Below are 21,578 nucleotides of genomic sequence, written 5' to 3' on the forward strand. Positions count from 1 at the left end.
CTGCTGCGCATAGGGGCTTTTCGTTCAGGTTCTAGTTTTAAGCTCCGAGGAAACCTTCGATGCGGGCCTTGGAGTTCTGGAGGTTACGATCCCAGGTCGGCCAATCGTGGATACCGGTCTGCTCGTATTCAAACGTGGCATCCAGACCGGAGGTACGAGCACGCAACTCAAACTCGCGGGTGGACAAGCGGGACAGCGACTCCAGCGCAACGCCACCGGCCTTCGGGACGACACGGTAGAGGTTCTTCGGATCGCGAACCTCATCCGGAACACCATTTGCCGAGGTAATAACCAGATCCAGCCCCTTCATCTTCTCAACGTTCAGGTACGGATCATTGCGGACACGCTCCGCTGACATAGGCGCACCCCACATGTCGAAGGAGCTGTAGCCAGCCGACAGCTGAGCAGCCTCAATTGCAGTGGTCATACCCGGCGCAGTGGTGTGCAGGTAACCGGAGAAGGCAAGAGCCTGACCGAACTGGTCTCGGTGGTTGTATGCCAGCGACAGTGCAGCAGATGCGCCCATGGACAGACCTGCAATGGAGTTACCAGTGCGAGAAATGCCGAACTCACGCTCAAGGTAAACCGGCAGTTCCTGAGTCAGGAAAGTCTCCCACATGTTTACAAACGGACCGTGCACACTAACCGACGGACGCTTCCAGTCGGTGTAGAAGCTACCGCCGCCACCACCTGGAATAACCAGGTTGACGTTGGACCCCTCAAAAGTACGTGGAGCGTTACCGTGCTCCACCCAGTCTGAGGCATCAGCCGGGCTACGCAGGCCATCTAGCAGGTAGAGAGCCTTGTTACCACCATTGGCAGAGGCCACAATCTGGACCGGAATATCACGATCCATGGCCGGCGAATAAACCTGGCACTTCTGGGTGAAGTACTGGTACGAATCCCATTCACAACCCGGGCGCAGCGAACCTCGGTCGCCCGCCGCGCTCGCGGCCGGCGCCATGGTCAATGCAGACGCAGCCACAGCTGCTGCGGACGCAACGGCTGCAACCTTTCGGCGCCAACCACGGAAAGTAGAGGTGATTTTCACGTGTGCATTCTCCTCACAATGTGCGACTCCCCACGACCGGTGGGAGCTATCAGGCGTGTTTCCTCTTCAGGGAATTACCTTAAGAAACAATAAATCTTCGACAAACTTACCCGCATTCACTGTTGTTTTCCAGCAGAACACGTCGAAACCCCACCTTTCGGCGGGTTCCGGTATTCGCGTTTCTACTGCGCAAGCTCGCGCGACTCCCGCGCCCCACGCCAGGTAATAATCGCGCCGGCTACCGCGATCAGCACAATGCCCAGCGCCATGGACCAAGTCACTCGGTCACCGGAAAACGCCCAGCCCAGGATTGCACCGATAACCGGATCCAGTGCAAAGAGCGTGCCAACGACCGCCGCTGAGACAATTCCCGCAGCGATGGTGTCCATCACGTAGGGAATAACAGCACCAATGAACCCAGAAATAACGATGGTGGCCCACATCGAACCGTCGACAAGCGGTGCGGCGGAAACGGAAAACGGCGCGAGCACGATTGCTGCGACGACCACTGACAGCGCCAGATCCGGCATGCCGCCGCCCTCGGAACTGCCCATTCGGGCGGAGAAGAGTGTGTAGGCGCCGAAGAAAATCGCGCCGATCGCGGCGTAACCAATGCCGATAAGGTCCAGGTCATTGGAGGGCTGGGCGATTAGGGCAACGCCGATGAAAGCGACGATGGCCCACAGGCGGGATCGCCACATTTTCAGTCCCAGGAAGGACACGACGCAGGGGCCGAGGAAGTCGATGGTGACGGCAACGCCCTGCGGGAGGCGGGCGATGGCGGCGTAAATCATCATGCTCATCATGCCCATAGCGATGCCGTAGACCACGATGTTGATGGCGCGAGCGCGGGTCATCCCGGACAGCTTTGGCCGGAACTGGACCACCATGATGATGGCGGCGGCAGTCATGCGCAAGCCCGATATGCCCGGCGCGCCGACCGTGGAAAGCATGCCAGTGACCAGCACGGCCGCGGCCTGGGTGCCGAGAGAACCGATGAGAACCAGAATTACGGGAGCCACTGGCAGGGTGAGAAACTTGTTCACACGCTGTAGCAATGGCCCCTGCTGGGGAACTTCGGTTTGGTTTTCTTCGCGCGACACTCGCGCAATACTAGCGCGGGAGCCGCAAGCGGCAAACTAGTGCCCGCGCTCCTGCTCGATTGCTTCGCCGTCGTTGAAGAACGGCGCAATCTTGTTGTCGAACATCGACAGTGCGGAACCGATTGCCATGTGCATGTCCAGGTACTGGTAGGTACCCAGGCGACCACCGAAGAGGACCTTGTTCTCCTGCGCTTCTGCTGCGGCGAGCTTGCGGTAAGCCTCCAGCATCTCGCGATCTTCCGGGGTGTTGATCGGGTAGTAGACCTCGTCGCCATCATCGGCGAAGCGGGAGTATTCCTTAACAATTACCGTCTTGTCCTTGACGTAATCGCGCTCCGGGTGGAAGTGGCGGAACTCGTGGATACGGGTGTACGGCACATCTGCGTCGTTGTAGTTCATCACTGGGGTGCCCTGGAAGTCGCCGGTGTTGACAACCTCCATCTCAAAGTCCAGGGTGCGCCAACCCAGCTTGCCCTCTGCGTAATCGAAGTAGCGGTCCAGCGGGCCGGTGTAGACGACCGGAGCATCCGGGGAGACAGCGCGCAGCTCGTCGCGCACCTCGAACCAGTCGGCATCGACAACGACGTCAATCTTGTCGGAGGTCACCATGTTTTCCAGCCAGGCGGTGTAGCCGTCGACAGGCAGACCTTCGTAGGTGTCGTTGAAGTAGCGGTTATTAAAGGTGTAGCGAACGGGCAGGCGGGTGATGTTTCCGGCCGGCAGGTTCTTCGGATCCGTCTGCCACTGTTTGGCAGTGTAGTGCTTGACAAAGGCCTCGTACAGCGGGCGGCCAATCAGGGAGATGGCCTTTTCCTCAAGATTCTTCGCGTCACGCGGATCCAGACCGTCAGTCTGATCCTTAATCAGCTGGCGAGCCTCGTCCGGGCTGTAGTACTTGCCGAAGAACTGGTTGATCAGCCCCAGCCCCATCGGGAACTGGTACGCGGTGCCCTTGTACATAGCGAACACGCGGTGCTGGTAGTCGGTGAAGTCCGTGAACTGGTTGACGTAGTCCCACACCCTCTTATTAGAGGTATGGAACAGGTGCGCACCGTACTTGTGCACCTCGATGCCAGTCTCCGGCTCTGCCTCCGAGTAGGCGTTGCCGCCGATGTGGTTGCGGCGTTCGACAACGAGCACGCGCTTACCCAGCTCAGTGGCGGTCCGCTCAGCAACGGTCAAACCGAAGAAACCCGAACCGACCACGATGAGGTCGTAGGTGTTGTCCTTGATGTCCTGTAGGGACTTCGGAGCAAATTCATTGGCAGTGGTGTTCTTTTCGCTACTCACGCCTTAAAACCTATTGCATTTCCATCCGGTTTGCGGGTGTACACGCGGGCTTTACGACGTCCACGTGAGCCCAGCCCAACGTTCGCTTGGTCACATTATTTGATAATTTTCCCAAAATTAACGAGGAAACACAGATGTCTCACTAGATTTTTTTAGTCACACTGGTAACATCCTCCTCAGAATTTTCTGTTGCTTTGCAACTTTCCTTCCCTTCGACCCCGGGTAGACCTCGGGTCGATAACCCTGTACCCCATTTTTTTGGAGCTTTTACCGTGCCAACTCGCCGTCGCATCAATGCCCCGTCGATGGGCCGTCGAACCTTCCTCTATGGACTGGCAGCTACTACTGCCGCAGCTCCGCTAGCAACATGGGGTATTCGCCAGGCCCCTACCCTGGTTGAAAGCCCAGGCGTAGGCCCCATCGCAGCCAAGATCTCGACATCACCGCTGGTTGACGCTGTCACGATGATGATTGACGACGCAGCCGTCGGCACGCATGCCATTACCGATGCCCTGCACCCGCTTCGCGGATTCGTAAAGGACATCACCCGCGACGAACCGTTCTCCCAGTTCGCACTCACCTGGCCGGGCGATGACAATCTGCAGCTGTACGTTCGCGCCGAGCGCGAAGACGGCAGCTTTGGCCCGTGGTTCCACGCTGATTCGCACGGTCCGATGAATAACTCCGGGCAGTCGGGCACCGAGCTGCTGTTCGTTGAGCCCACCCGTCGCGTGCAGGTGTCGACTGTCGGCCTGAACCTCCTCGAAGGCCTGGATCCCCGCAACATCATTGGTATCGACAACCTTGACCCCGCCACTATCGGCGATTCCCTGCAGGACCTCGTCAGCGCTACGGCCGCATTGTCCCTCAACGCTGTCCAGGCAGTTTTCATCGACGGCGTAGAGCAGGTCGGCGAGGTTATTCAGCCAGTTGCGTACGAGTCGTCGATTGCCGGCGCGCCAAATGTAATCAGCCGTGCAGCGTGGGGCGCAGATGAGTCCATCCGCAGCGGTTCGAGCTCCTACAGCACTTTCAAGGGCGCGTGCATCCACCACACCGCGGGTTCCAATAACTACTCAGAGTCCCAGGGACCAGCCATTGTCCGTGGCATTTATGCCTACCACGCAAATACGCTGGGCTGGGGCGATATTGGCTACAACGCGCTGGTCGATAAGTACGGCAACATCTACGAGGGCCGCTACGGCGGCCTGGACAAGAACATCGAGGGCGCACACGCAGGTGGCTTCAACAACGGCACCTTCGGTATCTCGGTGATGGGCAATCACGACCAGCTGGAGATTCCGGATGCGGCCGTCACTGCACTCGGCGAGATGGTCGGCTGGCGCATGAAGGTCGGCGGCGTCGATCCGATGTCCACCGCCGCACTGACCAGCGCCGGCTACTCGAAGGCACGCTACAGCTCCGGCCAGACCGTGAACCTCCCGGCCATCTTCGGTCACCGCGACACCGGCTACACCTCCTGCCCAGGCACCTTCGGCTACCAGCAGATGGATGCCATCCGCGCTGCAGCCAAAGCCAAGTTTGATGGTGCCGGTGGAGCGGATATTGCCGGCCGCTCGACGGATCCGAACAACCAGGACGGAGAGGCCGCCGGCATTCCGCCGATTCCGGGCACCGGTGAGTCGAGCGACAATGGCGGTTCCCTCGGAAACGTGGAAACGCCCACGCCAGGCGAGGTTGTTGGTGAGTTTCTAACTGAATCCCTGCCAACCAACCCTGCCGAAGCTACGCAGGCCTGGTTCGCACCTCAGAACTAAGCCCCCCCCCGCTTATCTAATCCAGGCATAACCACATCACATTTGTGGTGTAACACCAGATTTTCGTAATCACCCAGGAGTTATTACCGTGTTTAGTCGCCGCCGCATCAATCGCCGCGCAGGTGCCAAGCAATCCTTGGTACTCGCTGCCGTGGCGACCCTTGCCCTGACACCCGTTGCCGTTGTCGGCGCAGGTGCCGCTTATGACCTCATTGAGGAAAACGGCGCCGGCCCCATCGACCCCGTTGTCCAGAGCAAGTCGCTTGCAGACAGCGTCTCCGTTCTCGTCGAAGATGCAGCAATCGCAACGCAGTCGCTTGCCGACGAAGCTCATCCCAACCGCGGTGTCGTCAAGGAAATTACCTCCGATACTGAGTTTTCCCAGTTTGCGCTGACGTGGGCCGGTGACCCTGATATCGCCAGCTTCGTCCGCGCCGAGCGAGCAGACGGCTCCTGGTCCGACTGGTTCAGCGTTGACCCGGACTACCCCGCTGAAGGCAATGGCAACGGCCTGAACGGAACGGAGCTCATCTACATCGAGCCAACCAAGCGCGTTCAGGTTTCCACCCACGGACTTAACATCTTCGGTCCGGGTTCCGGCGTGGATCTGAAGGACATCAAGGGCGCTGAGAAGCTGGATTTGTCCAAGCTCAACCTCGACGAGATTAATGCCGAGGACGCGAAGAAGGCCGTGGAGGATGCAAAGGATTCCGCTACGGATGCGGCCAAGGATGTCGCCGAGGCCGTTGACGATGCCACTTCCGACTACCAGCAGACTCCGGATGCAGCTCCTGGGGACGCACTCGATGACCCGACTGCTCCGAGCGCTAACGACGCTGCAAATCTGGACTCGCCGAATCTCCCAGTGAAGTGGACGGACATCGAGCCGGTCGCCGATGAACTGCCGATCGACCAGGTCGACGCAGTGCTAATCGACGGCCAGGCTGCTGCATCCGGCATCGACCCAATTGTCGATGCCAAGAATGTCACGGGCATGCCGAAGGTCATTACCCGTGCCGGCTGGGGCGCCAACGAAAACAACCGCTGTAAGGGCGCGGACTACGACAGCAAGCTTGTCGGTGCCACCGTGCACCACACCGCTGGTTCAAACAACTACACCGAGAGCCAGTCCGCTGGTATCGTCCGCGGCATCTACCAGTACCACGCACAGACTCTGGGCTGGTGCGACATCGGATACAACGCTCTTGTCGACAAGTACGGCAACATCTACGAGGGCCGCTACGGTGGCCTGGATAAGAATGTCCAGGGCGCACACGCAGGTGGCTTCAACACCGGTACTTTCGGCATCTCCATGATGGGTAACTACTCTTCGGTTGCTCCCAGTGAGGCTGCACTGAACTCGGTGGGCAATATGATCGGTTGGCGCCTGAAGGTCGCCGGCATCAAGCCGACCGGCCAGATTCAGATGACTTCGGGTGGCACCAGCTACTCCAAGTATGGATACGGCCAGCAGGTCACTCTGCCGACAATCTTCGCGCACCGCGACGTTGGTAACACCACCTGCCCAGGTGATGCTGGCTACGCCCAGATGAGCAAGATCCGCTCGATTGCCGAGAAGAAGTACAACTCTCTCACCAGCGGAAAGATTGATAATGAGGGCCCTGACGGCTTGATTGATCTCCTCGTTCCGCAGGATGAAAAGGACGATAAGACCACCGAGAACACAGACTCGCAGTCGAGCGAATCGACCGAGTCGAGCACGTCGACCTCTACTACCTCGACCACTTCGACCACCTCGGCATCGACGGGTACGTCCACGACCTCGTCCTCCGAGAAGTCCTCGAGCGCATCGAGCGCATCGAGCACCACTTCGTCGACAACGTCGAGCTCCGACTCGACCACCTCGGGCACTTCGGATACCTCGGAGCCAACCGACGCCACGAACACCAGTGACACTGCTACGGCTGACTCCTCCGCACCGTCGGCAAGCGAGCAGAGCAACTCCTCCTCGCCGAGCGCATCCGACGAGCAGCAGAAGGCACAGGCTCTGGAGACAGTCTCGGGCGCACGTTCGATGCTGGCCTCGGCGCTGGGCATGCTCGGCGCACCGGGGCTCGGACAGACCGCCGATGCGATTCTGGGTGCCGTTGGACGCTCCATCGAAAACGGCCCATCGATTGCTGACCTGCCGGTCCTGATTGACCAGATCATCACTATCAATGAGCAGAACGACCTGGCTGCCGAATGGCGCCAAGTTTCCGAGGAAATGGGCTCCGTTCTCGGTTACGCAATGTCCGGTATCCAGAGCGGTTCTACCGTGGCGAACAATGCTGGCCAGGCCGATGCCCTGCGCTACGTGAAGTTCTCCAACGGCGTAATCACCGACTCCGACACCACCGGCGCGCACGCTATCTGGGGCAAGATTGCTGATGAGTGGGCCCGCCAGGGCTTCGAGGTCGGCAAGCTGGGCGCTCCGACGAAGACCCAGGTGGTCGATGGAAACATCGAGCGCGCTGAGTTCCAGAACGGTTCAATCACCTTCGACCGCACCACCGGCGAAGTCAAGACCGAGCTGAAGTAAACGCTGCAGTAAACCCGAAGCAGACGCTGTCGAGCACTGGTCAGCCAGCTGGCGCGGGGAAAAACCTCGAGGCTAGCTAGAACCAGCGCTCCAGCACACGAGCAACACCGTCATCATCATTGGTGGCGGTGATTTCGTCTGCAATCTCCTTGACGTTGTCAGCCGCATTGCCCATGGCCACACCCGTGCCCGCCCACGACAGCATCTCGATATCGTTCGGCATGTCACCGAAGCAGACCACATCTTTCGCGGTCGCTCCGACCAGTTCAGATACGTATTCAAGCCCGGCGCGCTTAGTCACGCCCGGCGCGGACACCTCCAAAAGCCCGTCCGGCATGGAGTAGGTCACGTGCGCCAGGCTCGCGTCAATTGCGGGGGCGACCAGTTCATATAGCTGGGCACTGTTCACATCTGAGTTTCGCAGCAAGAGTTTCGTCGCGGGTTCTGACAACACGGCCTCTTCAGCAAGCTCACCGTGCTCATCCGATTCCCACGCATGGTCATAGGACGGTGCCACCACAAAAAGCTCATCGATGGCATCATTCGCCGATGTCCCAGCGCGCTCTGCCGCAATGCCGATTCCACCGATGGATCGCGTCGCTTCGCGCGCATGCTTAACGACGTATCGCAGCGTCTCTGGCTTCAGTGTGTTGGCGGCAACTACTTCATCACGGCCGGAGTCGTAAATCACGGCGCCATTGGCGCACACGCACAACGGCTGAACCGGCAGCTGCTCGAGCACTGGCTGCAACCACCGGGCCGGCCTTCCCGTGGCCAGCACCAACGGGGTGCCGCGGCGTAGCATTCGCGTGACGGCCTGTCGCAGGCGGGGAGTTACCCGCTCCCGCGAGTCGATGAACGTCCCGTCAATATCCGAAGCTACGAGTAGTGGATGTAGTCTCTCGGTCACGGCGAACTACTTGCCGTCCTCACTGTTGCCATCTTCACCGTCATCGCAGAACCGGTCGTGCAACAACTGCAGCGTTGCAGCTACTCCCCCATGCTCGACAGTGTCAATTACCCAGTCCGCGTTCTTCAGCAAGGCCCAGTCCGCATCGGCCATAACTACCGGCATGCCGACACGCTGTGTAGCTTCCTCAAAGTTCGAGCGACCGGCGAAAAGAATCGCGGTTTCTTCCTTGCGAGCCTGCTTGCGCAGCGTGCTAACCACCGCATTTGTGACGTCCAGCTTGCTGGCGCCCTCCGGAAGTTCCACGACCTGCAGGTCAACCGATTCCAAAGCCGATAGATTCGGCTTATCTCCCGACTCGTGCAGAACAACGATTGTGGCTCCGACATCACCGAGCTGCTGCAAGGCCTTGATAGTTTCTTCGCTAATTGTGCCCGCGTCGTCGGCAAGCGATGCGGGGTAATCGAAGATAAACGTCTCCGGCTGAGCGGCGATGAGCCTGTTCAAGCGCTGTGGAAGCTTGTCGCGAATCATCATCGACTGGCCGATAAGACGGTAAACGGTCTGCTGCGTCTGTTCAACACCAGAGGCGGAGGCCTTCTCGAGCTGCACGTACGCTTCGCGGAACGTCACACGCATCGAATCCGTGGCAGTACGCACGGACTCCTTGCTCTCCTTGGCGCCGGCGACGACATCATCAGCCATCTGTTCCACAGACTGACGGAACTGCGCCAACAGCGCGGTCGTCTGTTCCCTTCGACGAGCAGACTCCGCGCTCATCGTGTGCGAGGCATCGAGGAACTGCTGCCTGGTCTGATCGCCGAACTCACGCGCACTATCGCCGAATTCACGCGCCGACTCGGCTAGCTTTTCCTTGAATGCAGCCAGGTCACCGCGCAAATGACGGATACGCTGGCGCTCTTCTTCGACTTTCAGGTCCTCTGCCTGTGCCTCTTCGAAAGTCGGCGCGCCACCGCCAAGACGAGCCGGCACCCAGTAGGCGCCCTTCGGCAGGGGACCTTCTTCAGCTGCGTACTCGTCCCAGAGCTGACGAACGCCCTGATCCATGATTTCGTGCAGCTTCTCGGTGGCTTCTGCCGGATCCCCCTCCGGTGTCCACGGTGGCAAAACCGTAATGTGAATCGGAGTATTGCTGCGGCCGAGATGCTTGGGGTGCCCCTTCGTCCACACGCGCTGGGATCCCACAATCAGCACGGGGATGATGGGCTTGCCGGTGCGCTGCGCCATACGCACTGCGCCGGACTTCAAATTCTTGACCTCGAAACTGCGCGAGATAGTCGACTCCGGGAAGATACCTACCAACTCGTCGTTTTCCAGCTTCGCGCAGGCCTCTTCGAAAGACTTGGAGCCGTCAGTGCGGTCGACCGGAATGTGCTTACAAGCACGCATGATTGGTCCGGCGACCGAGTGGTCGAAAACTTCTTTCTTCGCCATAAAACGGACAAAACGGCGGTGCTTGCGGAATGGAAGACCGACATAGGTGAAGTCCATGTATCCGGTGTGGTTAGTAACGAGAACGGCACCAGAGTCTTTCGGCACGTTTTCCCAGCCCTTAACGGTGAACTTCAAACCTTGGGCAAAGAAGACGGTGCGCGCCAATCCGATAATCGTTAAGTACACAGGATCCTTGAACATGGCCTTTACTCTACAATCTTTCGCACCCCTTAGCGGGGCAATATGTACTGGTATCTGAGACTCGTGAATAAATGTCGTTACAGGCTCATATTCATGTGTAAATGCGAGCGCAGTTCCAGTCATCGCCTCTCATATACGCCACACGCCCGCCGTGCACCCATTGCCCACCCATCAGCCATCTTTGATACCCCCATTATGGGGGTTTCATTGCCAGCCGACTTTCAGTCTAAAAGTGGAAAACCTCTATTAACATAGCCATCTACCTGCGGAAAATCGGACAACATTACTGGCGCGATTTTCGTGACTTTTTGCCCCATTATTTATATCTACGTAACCGTAGGTTGGCGCTCACAAGTAAGCCGAGTTTTGGTAACCTGAGCCGTGAGCCGAGAAATTCTCTTCGACGAAAAAATCAACGCCCCCACCGGGAAGGATTGGAAAATGTCGTCCTCTTCATCTCTCGCCCCATCTGCAGTTCTGAACAAGGAACAGCATGAAAAGACCTGGGAGAAATTCGGTACCGAGCAATACGACGTCGTCATTATCGGCGGCGGTTCTGTAGGCGCTGGCGCTGCGCTCGATGCCGCAACCCGTGGTTTGAAGACTGCGGTCATTGAAACTCGTGACTTCGCAGGCGGCACCTCTAGCCGCTCCTCAAAGATGTTCCACGGCGGTCTGCGCTACCTGCAGATGTTGGACTTCCGCCTGGTAGCTGAATCCCTGCGCGAGCGCGAACTGTCCATGTCGCATCTGGCACCGCACCTGGTTAAGCCACTGCGCTTCGTCTTCCCTCTGACTCACCGCGTATGGGAGCGTCCGTTCATGGCATCGGGCTTCTTCCTTTACGACGTCATGGGTGGCGCCAAGCAGGTTCCGATGCAGAAGCACTACTCCCGCAAGGGAACCCTGAAGCAGGCTCCGGGCCTGAAGGAAGATGCCGTGGTCGGCGGCGTTCGCTACTACGACACTCTGGTTGACGATGCCCGTCACACCATGACTGTCCTGCGCACCGCTGCTCACTTCGGCGCTGACGTCCGCACCTCCACCCAGGTTGTCGACTTCGTGAAGGAAGGCGAGCGCATCGTCGGCGCGAAGCTCCTTGACACCGACACTGGCGCGACCACCACTATCCGCGGCAACGTTTTCGTCAACGCCACCGGCATTTGGTCCGATGAGATTGAGAAGCTGGCTGGCGTCACCGGCAAGTTCCGCGTCCACACCTCCAAGGGTGTCCACATTGTTATTCCGAAGTCCGCTCTTGAGGGCTCGGTGGCAATGACCTTCGTGACTGAGAAGTCCGTCCTGTTCGTTATCCCGTGGGGTGAGTACTGGATTATCGGTACCACCGACACCGACTGGACCATGAACCTGGCAAACCCGGCAGCTACCCGCGCTGACATCGACTACATCCTCGATCACGTCAACGCCAAGGTTCGTCGTCCGATTACTTACGACGACATCGTCGGTGTCTACTCGGGTCTGCGTCCACTGGTGGAAGGCGACTCCGACTCCACCACTAACCTCTCCCGTAACCACGCTGTTGCCCACGTTGCTCCGGGCATGGTCTCCGTCGCAGGCGGTAAGTACACCACCTACCGCGTCATCGGCGCCGACACCATTGACGCTGCAGTCCAGGATGTTCCACGCAAGGTACCAGAGTCCGTCACCGCTGATGTCCCGCTGCTCGGTGCCGATGGCTACCACGCACTGAACAACCAGAAGCCAGCGCTGGCCAAGCAGTTCGGTATCACCGAGAAGCAGGTCGAGCACCTGCTCAACCGCTACGGCTCCCTTATCTACGAGGTTCTGGCTCCGGCAGCTGAGGACAAGTCCCTGCTCGAGCCGCTGGAGGCCGCTGAGCAGTACATGCGCGCTGAGGTCCTCTACGCAGTGACCCACGAAGGCGCAAAGCACCTCGACGACATCCTGGAGCGCCGCCTGCGTGTCTCCATGGAGTACGCACACCGCGGTGTCGACAGCGCCCGGGCCACCGCTGAACTGGTTGCCCCAGCTCTGGGTTGGGACAAGGATACGATGGAGAAGGAGATTAAGGTCTTCATCGAACGTGTCGAAGCAACCCTGGCAGCTGAACGTGAGCTGACTGACAAGGCCGCTAACGAGATTGCTGCTCATGCAGTGGAAACTCGCGCGGACGTCGACGTCAGCCTCGACCGCTAGTTCATTTCCCACCCTCCCCTAGGTGGCCATACGAGTTAGCTCTTGAATGGCCACCAGCGCTGTAGCCACAACGAAATAGCTTCCTTCTCGGGAAAACGGCTTCGCACTTCAAAGGGCTGATGGGGTCGAAATAAAAGTGCCGGCGAAAAATAGTTTCTCGCCGGCATTTCTTATACCTAAAGAATTCTACGTTGCAAGATTCATCGTGACCTTGCCCGGTCACGACTCACAGAGAGTTTTCTACATCTCATGGAGACAATCACAGGATCCCAGGCATTCCTCTGGGAGTTTTTCGGAACCGCCATTCTGATTCTGCTCGGTAACGGAGTCTGCGCCTCTATCAACCTCCGGACTACCCGCGCTGCAAATGCAGGCTGGTTGGGCATTGCCTTCGGTTGGGGTATGGCCGTTTTCGCTGGCGCATCTATTGCTGACGTATCCGGCGGGCACTTGAACCCAGCGGTAACCGTTGCCCTGGCAGTCAAAGGCAGCCTGGTTTGGAGCCTGGTCCCCTACTATGCCGCAGGTCAGCTGTTGGGCGCATTCGTAGGTGCAATCCTGGCATGGGCCGCGTTTAAGCAGCTGTTCGATGCCAATGGCGTTGACGACAACGGCAATCCGACCAATGCGAATGCCGAAACTGGTGGCAACTTCTTCACCGCGCCGGTTCATCCAAATAACTTTTGGAATGCCGTCACCGAGTTCATCGCGACCTTCGTTCTGCTCGCATTCATCCTGTTCGGCCCAGCCGGCGGCGAGCTTGGCCCGCTGACCTACTTCGGTGTCTCGTTCATCATTGTGTCGATTGGTCTTTCCCTTGGTTCCCCGACTGGATACGCTATCAACCCGGTTCGTGACCTCGGCCCCCGTTTGGCCTACGCTTTCGTGCTCCCGATCAAGGGCAAGGGCGATGCGAACTGGGCATATGCATGGGTTCCGATTGTCGCACCGATGCTGGCAGCCGTGGCTGCAGGCGCTCTTGCCTTTGCCATCGGATAACGGGAATATGAGAGTAAACGCACAATAAAATAGCGCAAGTCCGAAAACTCACATTTACACACAATTTCGCTAGGAGTATCCCCCATGATGCACAGCAAATATGTCCTCGCCATTGACCAGGGAACTACTTCCACCCGCTGCATCATCTTCAACCATGACGCAGAGATCGTCACTGTCGCCCAGATGGAGCACAAGCAGATCTTCCCGGAAGAGGGCTGGGTCGAGCACGATGCCCAGGAGATTTGGACCAACACCCGTCGCGTAGTCAGTGAAGCTCTCGCTGATGGCGACATCTCCTCCCAGGACATTGAGGCAATCGGTATCACCAACCAGCGCGAAACCACTGTCGTCTGGGACAAGAACACTGGTGAACCGGTCTACAACGCCATCGTCTGGCAGGACACCCGCACGAACACCATCTGTAAGGAGCTCATGGGGGATGAAGGCGCGGACCGCTGGCGTGAGACCACGGGCCTGCGTATCAACTCCTACCCGGCTGGGCCAAAGGTACGCTGGATTCTCGACAACGTCGAGGGCGCTCGCGAAAAGGCTGAGGCTGGCGACCTACTCTTCGGCACTATCGACACCTGGCTGCTGTGGAATCTCACCGGCGGCGCAGAGGGCGACAACGGCGAATCTGCAGTTCACGCAACGGACGTCACTAACGCATCCCGTACTCTCCTGATGGACCTCAAGACCCTCGAGTGGGATGAGGACATTTGCCGTGAGATTGGCATTCCGATGTCGATGCTGCCGGACATCCGCCCGTCGGTAGGCGACTTCGGCCGCGTTCGCGCCCGCGATGCGCTGTCCGGCCTGCCCATTACAGGTATTCTCGGCGACCAGCAGGCCGCCATGTTCGGCCAGGGCTGCTTCGGCGAGGGCGACACCAAGAACACCTACGGCACTGGCCTGTTCATGCTGATGAATACCGGCGAGAACCCGAAGTGGTCCGAGCACGGCCTCATCTCCACCGTCTGCTACCAGGTCGAGGGCGAGAAGCCGGTCTACGCTCTCGAGGGTTCGGTCTCCATGGGCGGCGCACTTGTTCAGTGGCTGCGTGACGAGCTGCAAATGATTCCAAATGCCGCTTCCATCGAGAACAAAGCAAAGAGTGTCAAGGACAACGGTGGCGTGTACATCGTGCCGGCATTCTCCGGTCTCTTCGCTCCTCGTTGGCAGCCGGACGCCCGTGGCGTCATCGTCGGCCTGACTCGCTTCGTTAACCGCAACCACATCTCCCGCGCTGTGCTGGAGGCTGCTGCGTACCAGACCCGTGAGGTTCTCGATGCCATGGTCGCAGAATCCGGCACGGACATCACGACGCTGAGCGTTGATGGCGGCATGACCATGAACGAGTTCCTCATGCAGTTCCAGTCCGACATCCTAGATGTCACTGTCACGCGCCCGAACAACATTGAAACCACTGCTCTCGGCGCTGCATATGGTGCAGGTCTGGGCGTTGGCTTCTGGTCGAGCTTGGATGAGGTCAAGGCCCACATCACGATTGACAAGAAGTGGCGTCCGAAGATGGAGGCCGAAGAGCGCGATCGCCTGTTCCACCAGTGGAACCGTGCCGTTGAACGCACCTACGGCTGGGTCGAGGATACCGATGCTGAGGAGGCACCGAAGCCTGAATAAGCCCTCGTAAGAGCCTAAAAATGGCTCGGAAAACCGATTCGGTTTTCCGAGCCATTTTTATTATAGATTCAGGGCTTGTTTGTTATAATAAAATTATTATCACTACCATCCACTCCTCGATTGAAAATAGAAAAGAGCAATCATGCGTCGCGCATCGATTTTCACTGCGAGTGTGACCACCGCCCTGACTTTGGCACTGGCCACCCCGGCAGCATCAGCAGCCCCAACGGACTTCATCAAGAACCCGCTGGAGCCAACCCCTGACCCGCAGTCCACTGCAATGGTCGAACTGCCAACTACCCCGGCGCCGACCACTACAGTTGACGGACGCCACGTGACGGTCACCGACGGCTACATGACCTCACAGGATGGCAAGGGCACCCAGATTTACTGGAAGTCCAACACCATTCCGAACGCCAAGGCCACTGTCGTCGTCGTGCATGGCGCTGCAGAGCACCTGGGTCGCTACGAGTGGGTAACCGGCAAGCTTCTGAACGCCGGCTACAACGTCTACCGCCTCGACCACCGCGGCCACGGCCACACGGGCCAGGTTGAAGGCACTCCAGTTGCTCGTGGCCACATCGATGATTTCCACTCGCTTGTCGATGACCTGCACATGCTTGTAGAGAAGGCCAAGGCGGAGAACCCGAGCACGAAGACCTTCCTGCTCGGCCACTCCATGGGCGGCCTTGCCGTGGACTTCCACGGCATCAAGTACCCGGGCAGTGTCGATGGCATTGTCGCCAACGGTGGTGGCGCTCTTTTCAACCCCTACGGTGGCACGGACGAGGGCGAAACCATCACCCCAGAGGCCATGACCGATGTCCAGCGCGAGGCGCAGCCGACGATTTACCAGCGCCTGCCATTCCAGGACATGACCACATTCAACACTCGCATGCTCAAGGAAGTGCCGAACCGCACCGAGATGCGCGTGCCATCACTACCCGGCAGCGACTTGATTCAGCTTGGCAACCCGCTGGGTTCTAAGACCTCTTCTTCGCAGGCAGTGCGTGATGAGTACGAAACTGATCCGTACAACAACTCCAAGCTCTCGCTCGGCATGGCTCAGCAGATGGCTTTTGCCGCCACCTACAACGGCACCAACTCCGTCGACTTTGTTGAGCCGACCCTGGTCATGATGGGCGGCCAGGATGAGATTGTGCCGCCGTTCTTCTCGCGCGACTGGTACAACGGCATCTCGTCCACCGACAAGCAGCTGATCGAGTTCGAAGGCCAGTTCCACGAGACCTTCAACGAGCCGGCACAGCACGAGGCCATTGCGACGGCTATTGCCTGGCTTGATGCGCGTATCTAATTGAACGCTAAAAAAAGAACCGAGCCACTCCCTAGTAGTTACGAGTTCTTCATAGAGCTAACCCGGTGGAATGGGGGCGATTGTCTTCTGACAATTGCCCCCATTTTCTTTGCCCTGTTCTCTGCCAGCTGTATAGGCGTTCAGTACTTGGCAATACAAACTACCGGGAGTATAGTTGGCATTACAAGGTACTAGGTATGAAAAGCATTATGCTCAAACAACTTCCTTCTACCGCCGGAAAGAAAGCACAACGCGATGCCCAAACGTCCACAAACACAACTGAAGAAGGGGGTACTTGAGCTCGCCATTCTCAAGCTGATTTCTCGCGAAGAGCTCTATGGCGCGGCACTCGTCGCAAAGCTCAATGCCTATCCTCACCTCAGCGCGCCCGCGGGAACCGTCTACCCCCTACTCTCGCGGCTGACCACCAACGGCTTGATTAGCAATCGCTGGGAGGAATCCCCCAAAGGGCCGCCGCGCAAGTACTACTCACTGACAGCCAAAGGAAAGCAAACACTCACGCAACTGCATCAGGACTTCATCGACCTATCCGCCGACATGACCGCACTATTTTCCGAGGAGCCCCAATGAACACCTACCTCACTGCCATTGACCACAAACTGCGCGAAATCGGCATATCGCACGCACAACGCAAGGCGATCATCGCCGAGCAGGAGAGTCTTCTGCAAGAGCTTAACGACGTCCACGCGGACCTGACCGAAGAGCTGGGAACGGCGACCGACTACGCAAATTGCGTAGCCGAACAAGTTGGCGAACCAAACACCTTGCGCAGGTACCTCTCCAAACCGCTTCGGGTATTTACCAAAAGCGGTCGCGCTTCCCTGTGGAACATGGACGACCCGCGGATCCTCCAACCTCACCTGTTGGGTTTTGGCTGGTCTATCAACTGGGCCGCAGTAGCGACCAAGCTGGGGATTGTCCGACCGGACGATATTGACGGTGAGGTTATCTCTGAAATTCCAGCTCGCACACTGCAGGCGACCGCTTTTCTCCCCGCGGCCGTGACGGTTGCGCACGGCGTCGCACTGGCTATGTCCTGGAAGCAGTTGCCTTCAGAAGTCCACACGAAATGGAAGCTAAACGGCGAGGCAGTTCAGAAGACAGCACCGAAGGAAACTCTGCTTCTTCCCTTCGTGGTTTCTACGGTCGGAGCTGGATTTTCAGCTGCTTCGCTGCTCAAGGCAGATGACCGCGAAGATACTCTGCGTGTTGCGTCCCTAGGCGCGCTCGCAAGCACAATTGCACCATCTCAGCTGATCGGAGTCCTCACGGAAGAAAACTCCAAGACCAATCCGGCATTTGTGCGAGCTGGCGTTGCCCTCACTTCGGCCGTGGCTTCGTCTGCCTGCCTCGTCCTGCCCCTCCGAGCTGGGCTGAAGGCTGCGTGGAAGAAAGCTGGAGCAGCTTAAATCACGGTGCAGGATACATCAGCAGGTGAAAGACACATCAGCAAAATTGCTGTAATCCCGAATGTTGTACACAACCTCTACCACCTCGAGTGAGGCTATCCCCCTGGTTCAGTTGTGTTTTCGGTTGTGTTTCTACTCTCAACCTTCCTGGTGTTTTTACCTTCTCAATCCCCCAATTAATTTTTTAGCGCAATTACACGACTCACGCCCGAAAAAGCCACTTCACGACACCTATGTCACCTCGTGCCAGCTGTGGAGGTGGCATGAGGTGACATAGGTGTCGTGAAGTCGCGGATGAACTGGGGCGGGGCCGCACCTGCTTAACCGGCTCGCTTAACCGGCTCGAGAACTTCCTTGCCCATCATGAACGGACGCAGCGCCTCCGGAATCACCACAGAACCATCGGCCTGCTGGTGGTTTTCCAGAATGGCGACCAGCCAACGCGTCGTGGCCAGCGTGCCATTTAGGGTGGCGCAGTACTGAGACTTGCCATCGGCATCGCGGTAGCGGGTCTTCAAACGACGAGCCTGGAAAGTCGTGCAGTTCGAAGTCGAGGTCAGCTCGCGGTAGGTGTTCTGCGTCGGCACCCATGCCTCGGTATCGAACTTGCGGGCAGCCGATGCACCCAGGTCACCACCAGCAACATCGATGATGCGGTATGGAACATCGACCGCGGCCAGCATCTCGCGCTCCATGTTCAGCAGCTTCTGGTGCTCTGCCTCCGCCTGCTCCGGCGGACAGTAGGAGAACATCTCCAGCTTGTCGAACTGGTGTACGCGCAGGATACCGCGGGTGTCCTTGCCGTAAGAGCCCGCTTCACGACGGAAACAGGAAGACCAACCAGCGTAGCGACGCGGCCCCTCCGACAGGTCAATAATCTCGTTGGAGTGGTAGCCGGCCAGCGCGACTTCCGAGGTACCGACCAGGTAGAGGTCATCTTCCTGCAGGTAGTAGATCTCATCGGAGTGCGCACCGAGGAAGCCAGTACCCGACATGGTCTCCGGACGAACCAGCACCGGCGGCACCATCAGCTGGAAGCCATTCTGAGTTGCCTTCTGAGCAGCCAGGTTCATCATGGCCAACTGCAGCATGGCACCGTAACCGGTCAGGAAGTAGAAGCGGGAACCGGAGACCTTGACGCCACGCTCCATATCAATAAGACCCAGCGACTCACCGAGGTCCAGGTGATCTTTGGGCTCAAAGTCGAACTGTGGAATCTCACCGATTTCCTCCAGCACGACAAAGTCATCTTCGCCGCCGGCGGGCGCACCCGTAACGATGTTGCCAATCAGGTACTGCAGGCGCTCGACCTCAGCCTCGGCTTCCTTCTGCTCCGCTTCGGCTGCCTTCACGGCGTCGGAAAGCTCCTTGGCCTTCTCCAGCATGGCCGGGCGCTCTTCCTTCGACGCCTGACCAATCTTCTTGCCGAAGCCCTTCTGCTCTGAACGCAGCGCGTCGGTGGAGGCAATAACCTCACGGCGCTTAGCGTCAGCTTCCAGCAGCTGATCGACCAATGCCGGGTCCTCACCACGGGTGCGCTGGGACTCGCGGGCTACTTCAGGGTTTTCGCGGAGAAATTTGAGATCAATCACGTCCCCTAGAGTACCTGGTTTACGTCGGCAAGCAGGCACAAGGCTTGCTAGAGTGCCGCTTCCGCTCCTGAGGCGACCAGCAGCGCGCCGAGGACGAGGAAGATCACGCCGGCGACAGTGTCAATCCACGGCCCTGCCAGCACCATTCGCTTGACGACGGCATCCGTCGACACCACGATTGCGATAAATAGGAAGAAAGCGATTTGGGAGACGATTAGCACCAACGTACAAAGCACAAGCGTCCCCACGGATGCGCCTGCGGGAATGAACTGTGAAAGCACTGCCGTGAGGAAGAGAACAATCTTCGGGTTCGACATATTGGTGAAAAAGCCCTGACGGAATGTCGCCTTCGGCGACCGGAGCGCCTCGCTTCCCAGCGCTGGTGCGGCACCGGCGCGCAGTTCGCGGAGGGTATTGATGCCTGCCTTGGCCATGCTGATGCCCATGTAAATGAGATAACAGCCCCCGACGAGCTGGATTACGCCCATCAGCAAAGGATTGGCGGTGATGACAGCTGCGAACCCAAAAACTGTGAAGGTCATCCAGATAGTGGCACCAGTACTGATACCCGCAACCGCTGCGATGGCGTGCTTTCGGGATTTGGTGGCAAGGCGCAGGATTAAGAAGACGTCAGGCCCTGGTGAGGCCATACCAATAATGTGGACGCCCAGCAGGCTGAGTAGTGCAGTCCAGGTCAAGACTCGTGTCCTCGGGTAGCGAACAAATACCGGACTATTGTAGTGCCTGAAGTTATTGAGCAAACTCGGACCGCAAACTCGGACAGAGCGTTACCTTGTCCACAGGCTCATTGGCGGTGCACAATGGGGTCACTATGGCTGATGACAATATGAACCAGGATCGCGAGCACGCTGCCGCCACAGACACTGACTCCGGTGCAGGTACTGGCGCAGATGCCAGCGCTGGTGCGTCCTCCGCAGCCAGCAACGATGCCCACGCTTCCCGTAACTCTCGTGGAAGCTGGGGAATGCGCGCTTTGTCGACGGCAATGCTGGTCGGCGCCGCGGGAATGGCATTCGCGCTGCAAGCGGGAGTCATCGAGCCACCGAGTGGGCCACTTGGGGGCAAGGGCTCGTCGGCAAGCGCGTCATCGTCGACAACGACGACCATCGTTGACAAGGAGACGACGGCGTTCACCAGCGCAACCGCGGGCAACTGTCTGGACTGGAACCTGGCAGAAGATTTGAATGTTTCTGACTTCCGCGTCGTGCCCTGTGAGCAGCCACACGCTTATGAGGTCGCCAAGAAACTGAACCTCGCCGACTACGAGGAACATCCGGGGCAATACGCAAAAACTGCCAACTACCCGACAGCGGACAATTTGGTGGCTCTGCAAAATGGCGTGTGTCGCAACACCGTGACTGAATACCTGGGCGGCCAGTACGATCCGGACGGTCGATTTATCACGGCGCCGATTATTCCTTCGCCTAGCCAGTGGGAAAAGGGTGACCGAACCTTCCTGTGCGGTATCCAGGTCGTCGATGAAGACGGCAACACGGCGCACATGTCCGGTCCTGCGGCCGGGCAGGACCAGTCCCGCGTGTTCGAGGGTGGCCGCTGCGTGACGTTGGACGAAAGCGGTGCCATCCGCCAGGTACCGTGCGTGGAAGATCACCTGATGGAGTCGACGGGAATTGTCAATCTCCGCGACCATTTCGGTGACAACGTCCCCACTGACCAGGAGCAAAATGATGTGCTCGCGGAACAGTGTGTGACTCTCGCGCAGAATTACCTCGGCGGTGACGACCCGCTGTATAACTCAACGCTGCTGCCATTTTGGACGTCACTGTCGCAGGAGTCGCTCAATGCTGGCTCACGCAGTGTGAATTGCTGGTTGATTAAGGACAACGGCCAGGGCGGGTTCTCCACTCTCAATGGCCACGCTAACGAGTCCTTCACTATCGACGGCCAGCCGCCCGTGGCTCCGCCACCGCGCAATCCGCTGCGGGAGGAGCAGGGTGACGCTGGCGCTGGCGCTGGCACAGGTGACGTCGGTGCGGTCGGTGCCGACGGTACTGGTGCAGAAGCAGGCGCTGTGGATAACGCAATCGCTCCCGCAGGACAGTAGAACAACA

Annotated in this window: 16 protein-coding genes; 9 read left to right on the forward strand and 7 right to left on the reverse strand. The window is 58.5% G+C overall.

Going from position 1 to position 21,578, the window contains the following annotated elements; translation table 11 throughout:
• Nucleotides 1-37: 37 nt before the first annotated feature.
• From QP978_RS01105 to glf, 3 genes are all read right to left on the reverse strand, one after another.
• Complete coding sequence (locus QP978_RS01105) at nt 38-1,051, reverse strand: alpha/beta hydrolase (RefSeq protein WP_016421648.1); 1,014 nt, start codon at nt 1,049-1,051, stop codon at nt 38-40.
• A 182-nt stretch (nt 1,052-1,233) separates the two neighbouring features.
• On the reverse strand, nt 1,234-2,154 hold the full coding sequence (locus QP978_RS01110; RefSeq protein ID WP_284856747.1) for an EamA family transporter: 921 nt from the start codon (nt 2,152-2,154) through the stop codon (nt 1,234-1,236).
• A gap of 36 nt (nt 2,155-2,190) precedes the next feature.
• Nucleotides 2,191-3,387 carry a UDP-galactopyranose mutase gene (gene glf / locus QP978_RS01115; RefSeq protein WP_042388989.1) on the reverse strand — a complete coding sequence of 399 codons (1,197 nt, stop codon included), beginning with the start codon at nt 3,385-3,387 and terminating at the stop codon, nt 2,191-2,193.
• Between the two features lie 329 nt (nt 3,388-3,716).
• Between glf and QP978_RS01120 the strand changes: the two genes are divergently transcribed.
• Nucleotides 3,717-5,222, forward strand: a complete 1,506-nt coding sequence (locus tag QP978_RS01120) for an N-acetylmuramoyl-L-alanine amidase (protein ID WP_070546511.1) — start codon at nt 3,717-3,719, stop codon at nt 5,220-5,222.
• 88 nt (nt 5,223-5,310) lie between these two features.
• The gene (locus QP978_RS01125; protein ID WP_147722068.1) at nt 5,311-7,764 is read left to right on the forward strand and encodes an N-acetylmuramoyl-L-alanine amidase; all 2,454 of its coding nucleotides are present in this window, start codon (nt 5,311-5,313) and stop codon (nt 7,762-7,764) included.
• 76 nt (nt 7,765-7,840) lie between these two features.
• Here the strand turns inward: QP978_RS01125 and QP978_RS01130 are convergent, their stop codons facing one another.
• Nucleotides 7,841-8,674 (reverse strand): Cof-type HAD-IIB family hydrolase, encoded by an 834-nt coding sequence (locus QP978_RS01130; RefSeq protein WP_070437289.1) that lies wholly within the window; start codon nt 8,672-8,674, stop codon nt 7,841-7,843.
• 6 nt (nt 8,675-8,680) lie between these two features.
• A complete protein-coding gene (locus QP978_RS01135; protein WP_070437291.1) occupies nt 8,681-10,330 on the reverse strand; it encodes a lysophospholipid acyltransferase family protein in 1,650 nt (549 codons plus the stop codon).
• 441 nt (nt 10,331-10,771) lie between these two features.
• Here QP978_RS01135 and QP978_RS01140 point away from each other — a divergent pair, with 441 nt between their 5' ends.
• The 6 genes from QP978_RS01140 (at nt 10,772) to QP978_RS01165 (ending at nt 17,893) form a co-directional block, all read left to right on the forward strand.
• Nucleotides 10,772-12,508 carry a glycerol-3-phosphate dehydrogenase/oxidase gene (locus QP978_RS01140; protein ID WP_070605226.1) on the forward strand — a complete coding sequence of 579 codons (1,737 nt, stop codon included), beginning with the start codon at nt 10,772-10,774 and terminating at the stop codon, nt 12,506-12,508.
• Nucleotides 12,509-12,757: 249 nt separating this feature from the next.
• A complete protein-coding gene (locus tag QP978_RS01145; protein ID WP_284856748.1) occupies nt 12,758-13,507 on the forward strand; it encodes an MIP/aquaporin family protein in 750 nt (249 codons plus the stop codon).
• A gap of 84 nt (nt 13,508-13,591) precedes the next feature.
• Nucleotides 13,592-15,148 carry a glycerol kinase GlpK gene (glpK, locus tag QP978_RS01150; RefSeq protein WP_070437295.1) on the forward strand — a complete coding sequence of 519 codons (1,557 nt, stop codon included), beginning with the start codon at nt 13,592-13,594 and terminating at the stop codon, nt 15,146-15,148.
• A gap of 142 nt (nt 15,149-15,290) precedes the next feature.
• Nucleotides 15,291-16,463, forward strand: coding sequence for an alpha/beta hydrolase (locus QP978_RS01155; RefSeq protein WP_070546501.1), 1,173 nt, complete (start codon nt 15,291-15,293; stop codon nt 16,461-16,463).
• Between the two features lie 255 nt (nt 16,464-16,718).
• Complete coding sequence (locus QP978_RS01160; RefSeq protein ID WP_049190945.1) at nt 16,719-17,054, forward strand: PadR family transcriptional regulator; 336 nt, start codon at nt 16,719-16,721, stop codon at nt 17,052-17,054.
• Complete coding sequence (locus QP978_RS01165) at nt 17,051-17,893, forward strand: DUF5808 domain-containing protein (RefSeq protein WP_284856749.1); 843 nt, start codon at nt 17,051-17,053, stop codon at nt 17,891-17,893. Before QP978_RS01160 ends, QP978_RS01165 begins: the two co-directional genes overlap by 4 nt.
• 320 nt (nt 17,894-18,213) lie before the next feature.
• Here QP978_RS01165 and serS read toward each other — a convergent pair whose 3' ends face one another.
• Both serS and QP978_RS01175 read right to left on the reverse strand, forming a co-directional pair.
• Nucleotides 18,214-19,485 (reverse strand): serine--tRNA ligase, encoded by a 1,272-nt coding sequence (serS, locus tag QP978_RS01170; protein ID WP_048731242.1) that lies wholly within the window; start codon nt 19,483-19,485, stop codon nt 18,214-18,216.
• Between the two features lie 47 nt (nt 19,486-19,532).
• Nucleotides 19,533-20,183 carry a LysE family translocator gene (locus tag QP978_RS01175; protein WP_187400200.1) on the reverse strand — a complete coding sequence of 217 codons (651 nt, stop codon included), beginning with the start codon at nt 20,181-20,183 and terminating at the stop codon, nt 19,533-19,535.
• Between the two features lie 134 nt (nt 20,184-20,317).
• On the opposite strand from QP978_RS01175, the gene QP978_RS01180 reads away from it, so the two are divergent.
• Entirely contained in the window at nt 20,318-21,571 is a 1,254-nt protein-coding gene (locus QP978_RS01180; RefSeq protein ID WP_222865172.1) for a septum formation family protein, read from the forward strand.
• The last annotated feature ends 7 nt before the right edge of the window (nt 21,572-21,578 follow it).

Origin of the sequence: Corynebacterium sp. MSK035 (genome assembly GCF_030232615.1) — a bacterium.
In the GTDB taxonomy this organism is placed as follows: domain Bacteria; phylum Actinomycetota; class Actinomycetes; order Mycobacteriales; family Mycobacteriaceae; genus Corynebacterium; species Corynebacterium jeikeium_D.

What these genes read in the sequence shown, in the direction of transcription:
- QP978_RS01155 (WP_070546501.1), top strand. Translation starts at nt 15,291, where the DNA reads ATGCGTCGCGCATCGATTTTCACTGCGAGTGTGACCACCGCCCTGACT.
- QP978_RS01160 (WP_049190945.1), top strand. Translation starts at nt 16,719, where the DNA reads ATGCCCAAACGTCCACAAACACAACTGAAGAAGGGGGTACTTGAGCTC.
- QP978_RS01140 (WP_070605226.1), top strand. Translation starts at nt 10,772, where the DNA reads ATGTCGTCCTCTTCATCTCTCGCCCCATCTGCAGTTCTGAACAAGGAA.
- glpK (WP_070437295.1), top strand. Translation starts at nt 13,592, where the DNA reads ATGATGCACAGCAAATATGTCCTCGCCATTGACCAGGGAACTACTTCC.
- QP978_RS01165 (WP_284856749.1), top strand. Translation starts at nt 17,051, where the DNA reads ATGAACACCTACCTCACTGCCATTGACCACAAACTGCGCGAAATCGGC.
- QP978_RS01145 (WP_284856748.1), top strand. Translation starts at nt 12,758, where the DNA reads ATGGAGACAATCACAGGATCCCAGGCATTCCTCTGGGAGTTTTTCGGA.
- QP978_RS01180 (WP_222865172.1), top strand. Translation starts at nt 20,318, where the DNA reads ATGGCTGATGACAATATGAACCAGGATCGCGAGCACGCTGCCGCCACA.
- QP978_RS01135 (WP_070437291.1), bottom strand. Translation starts at nt 10,330, where the DNA reads ATGTTCAAGGATCCTGTGTACTTAACGATTATCGGATTGGCGCGCACC.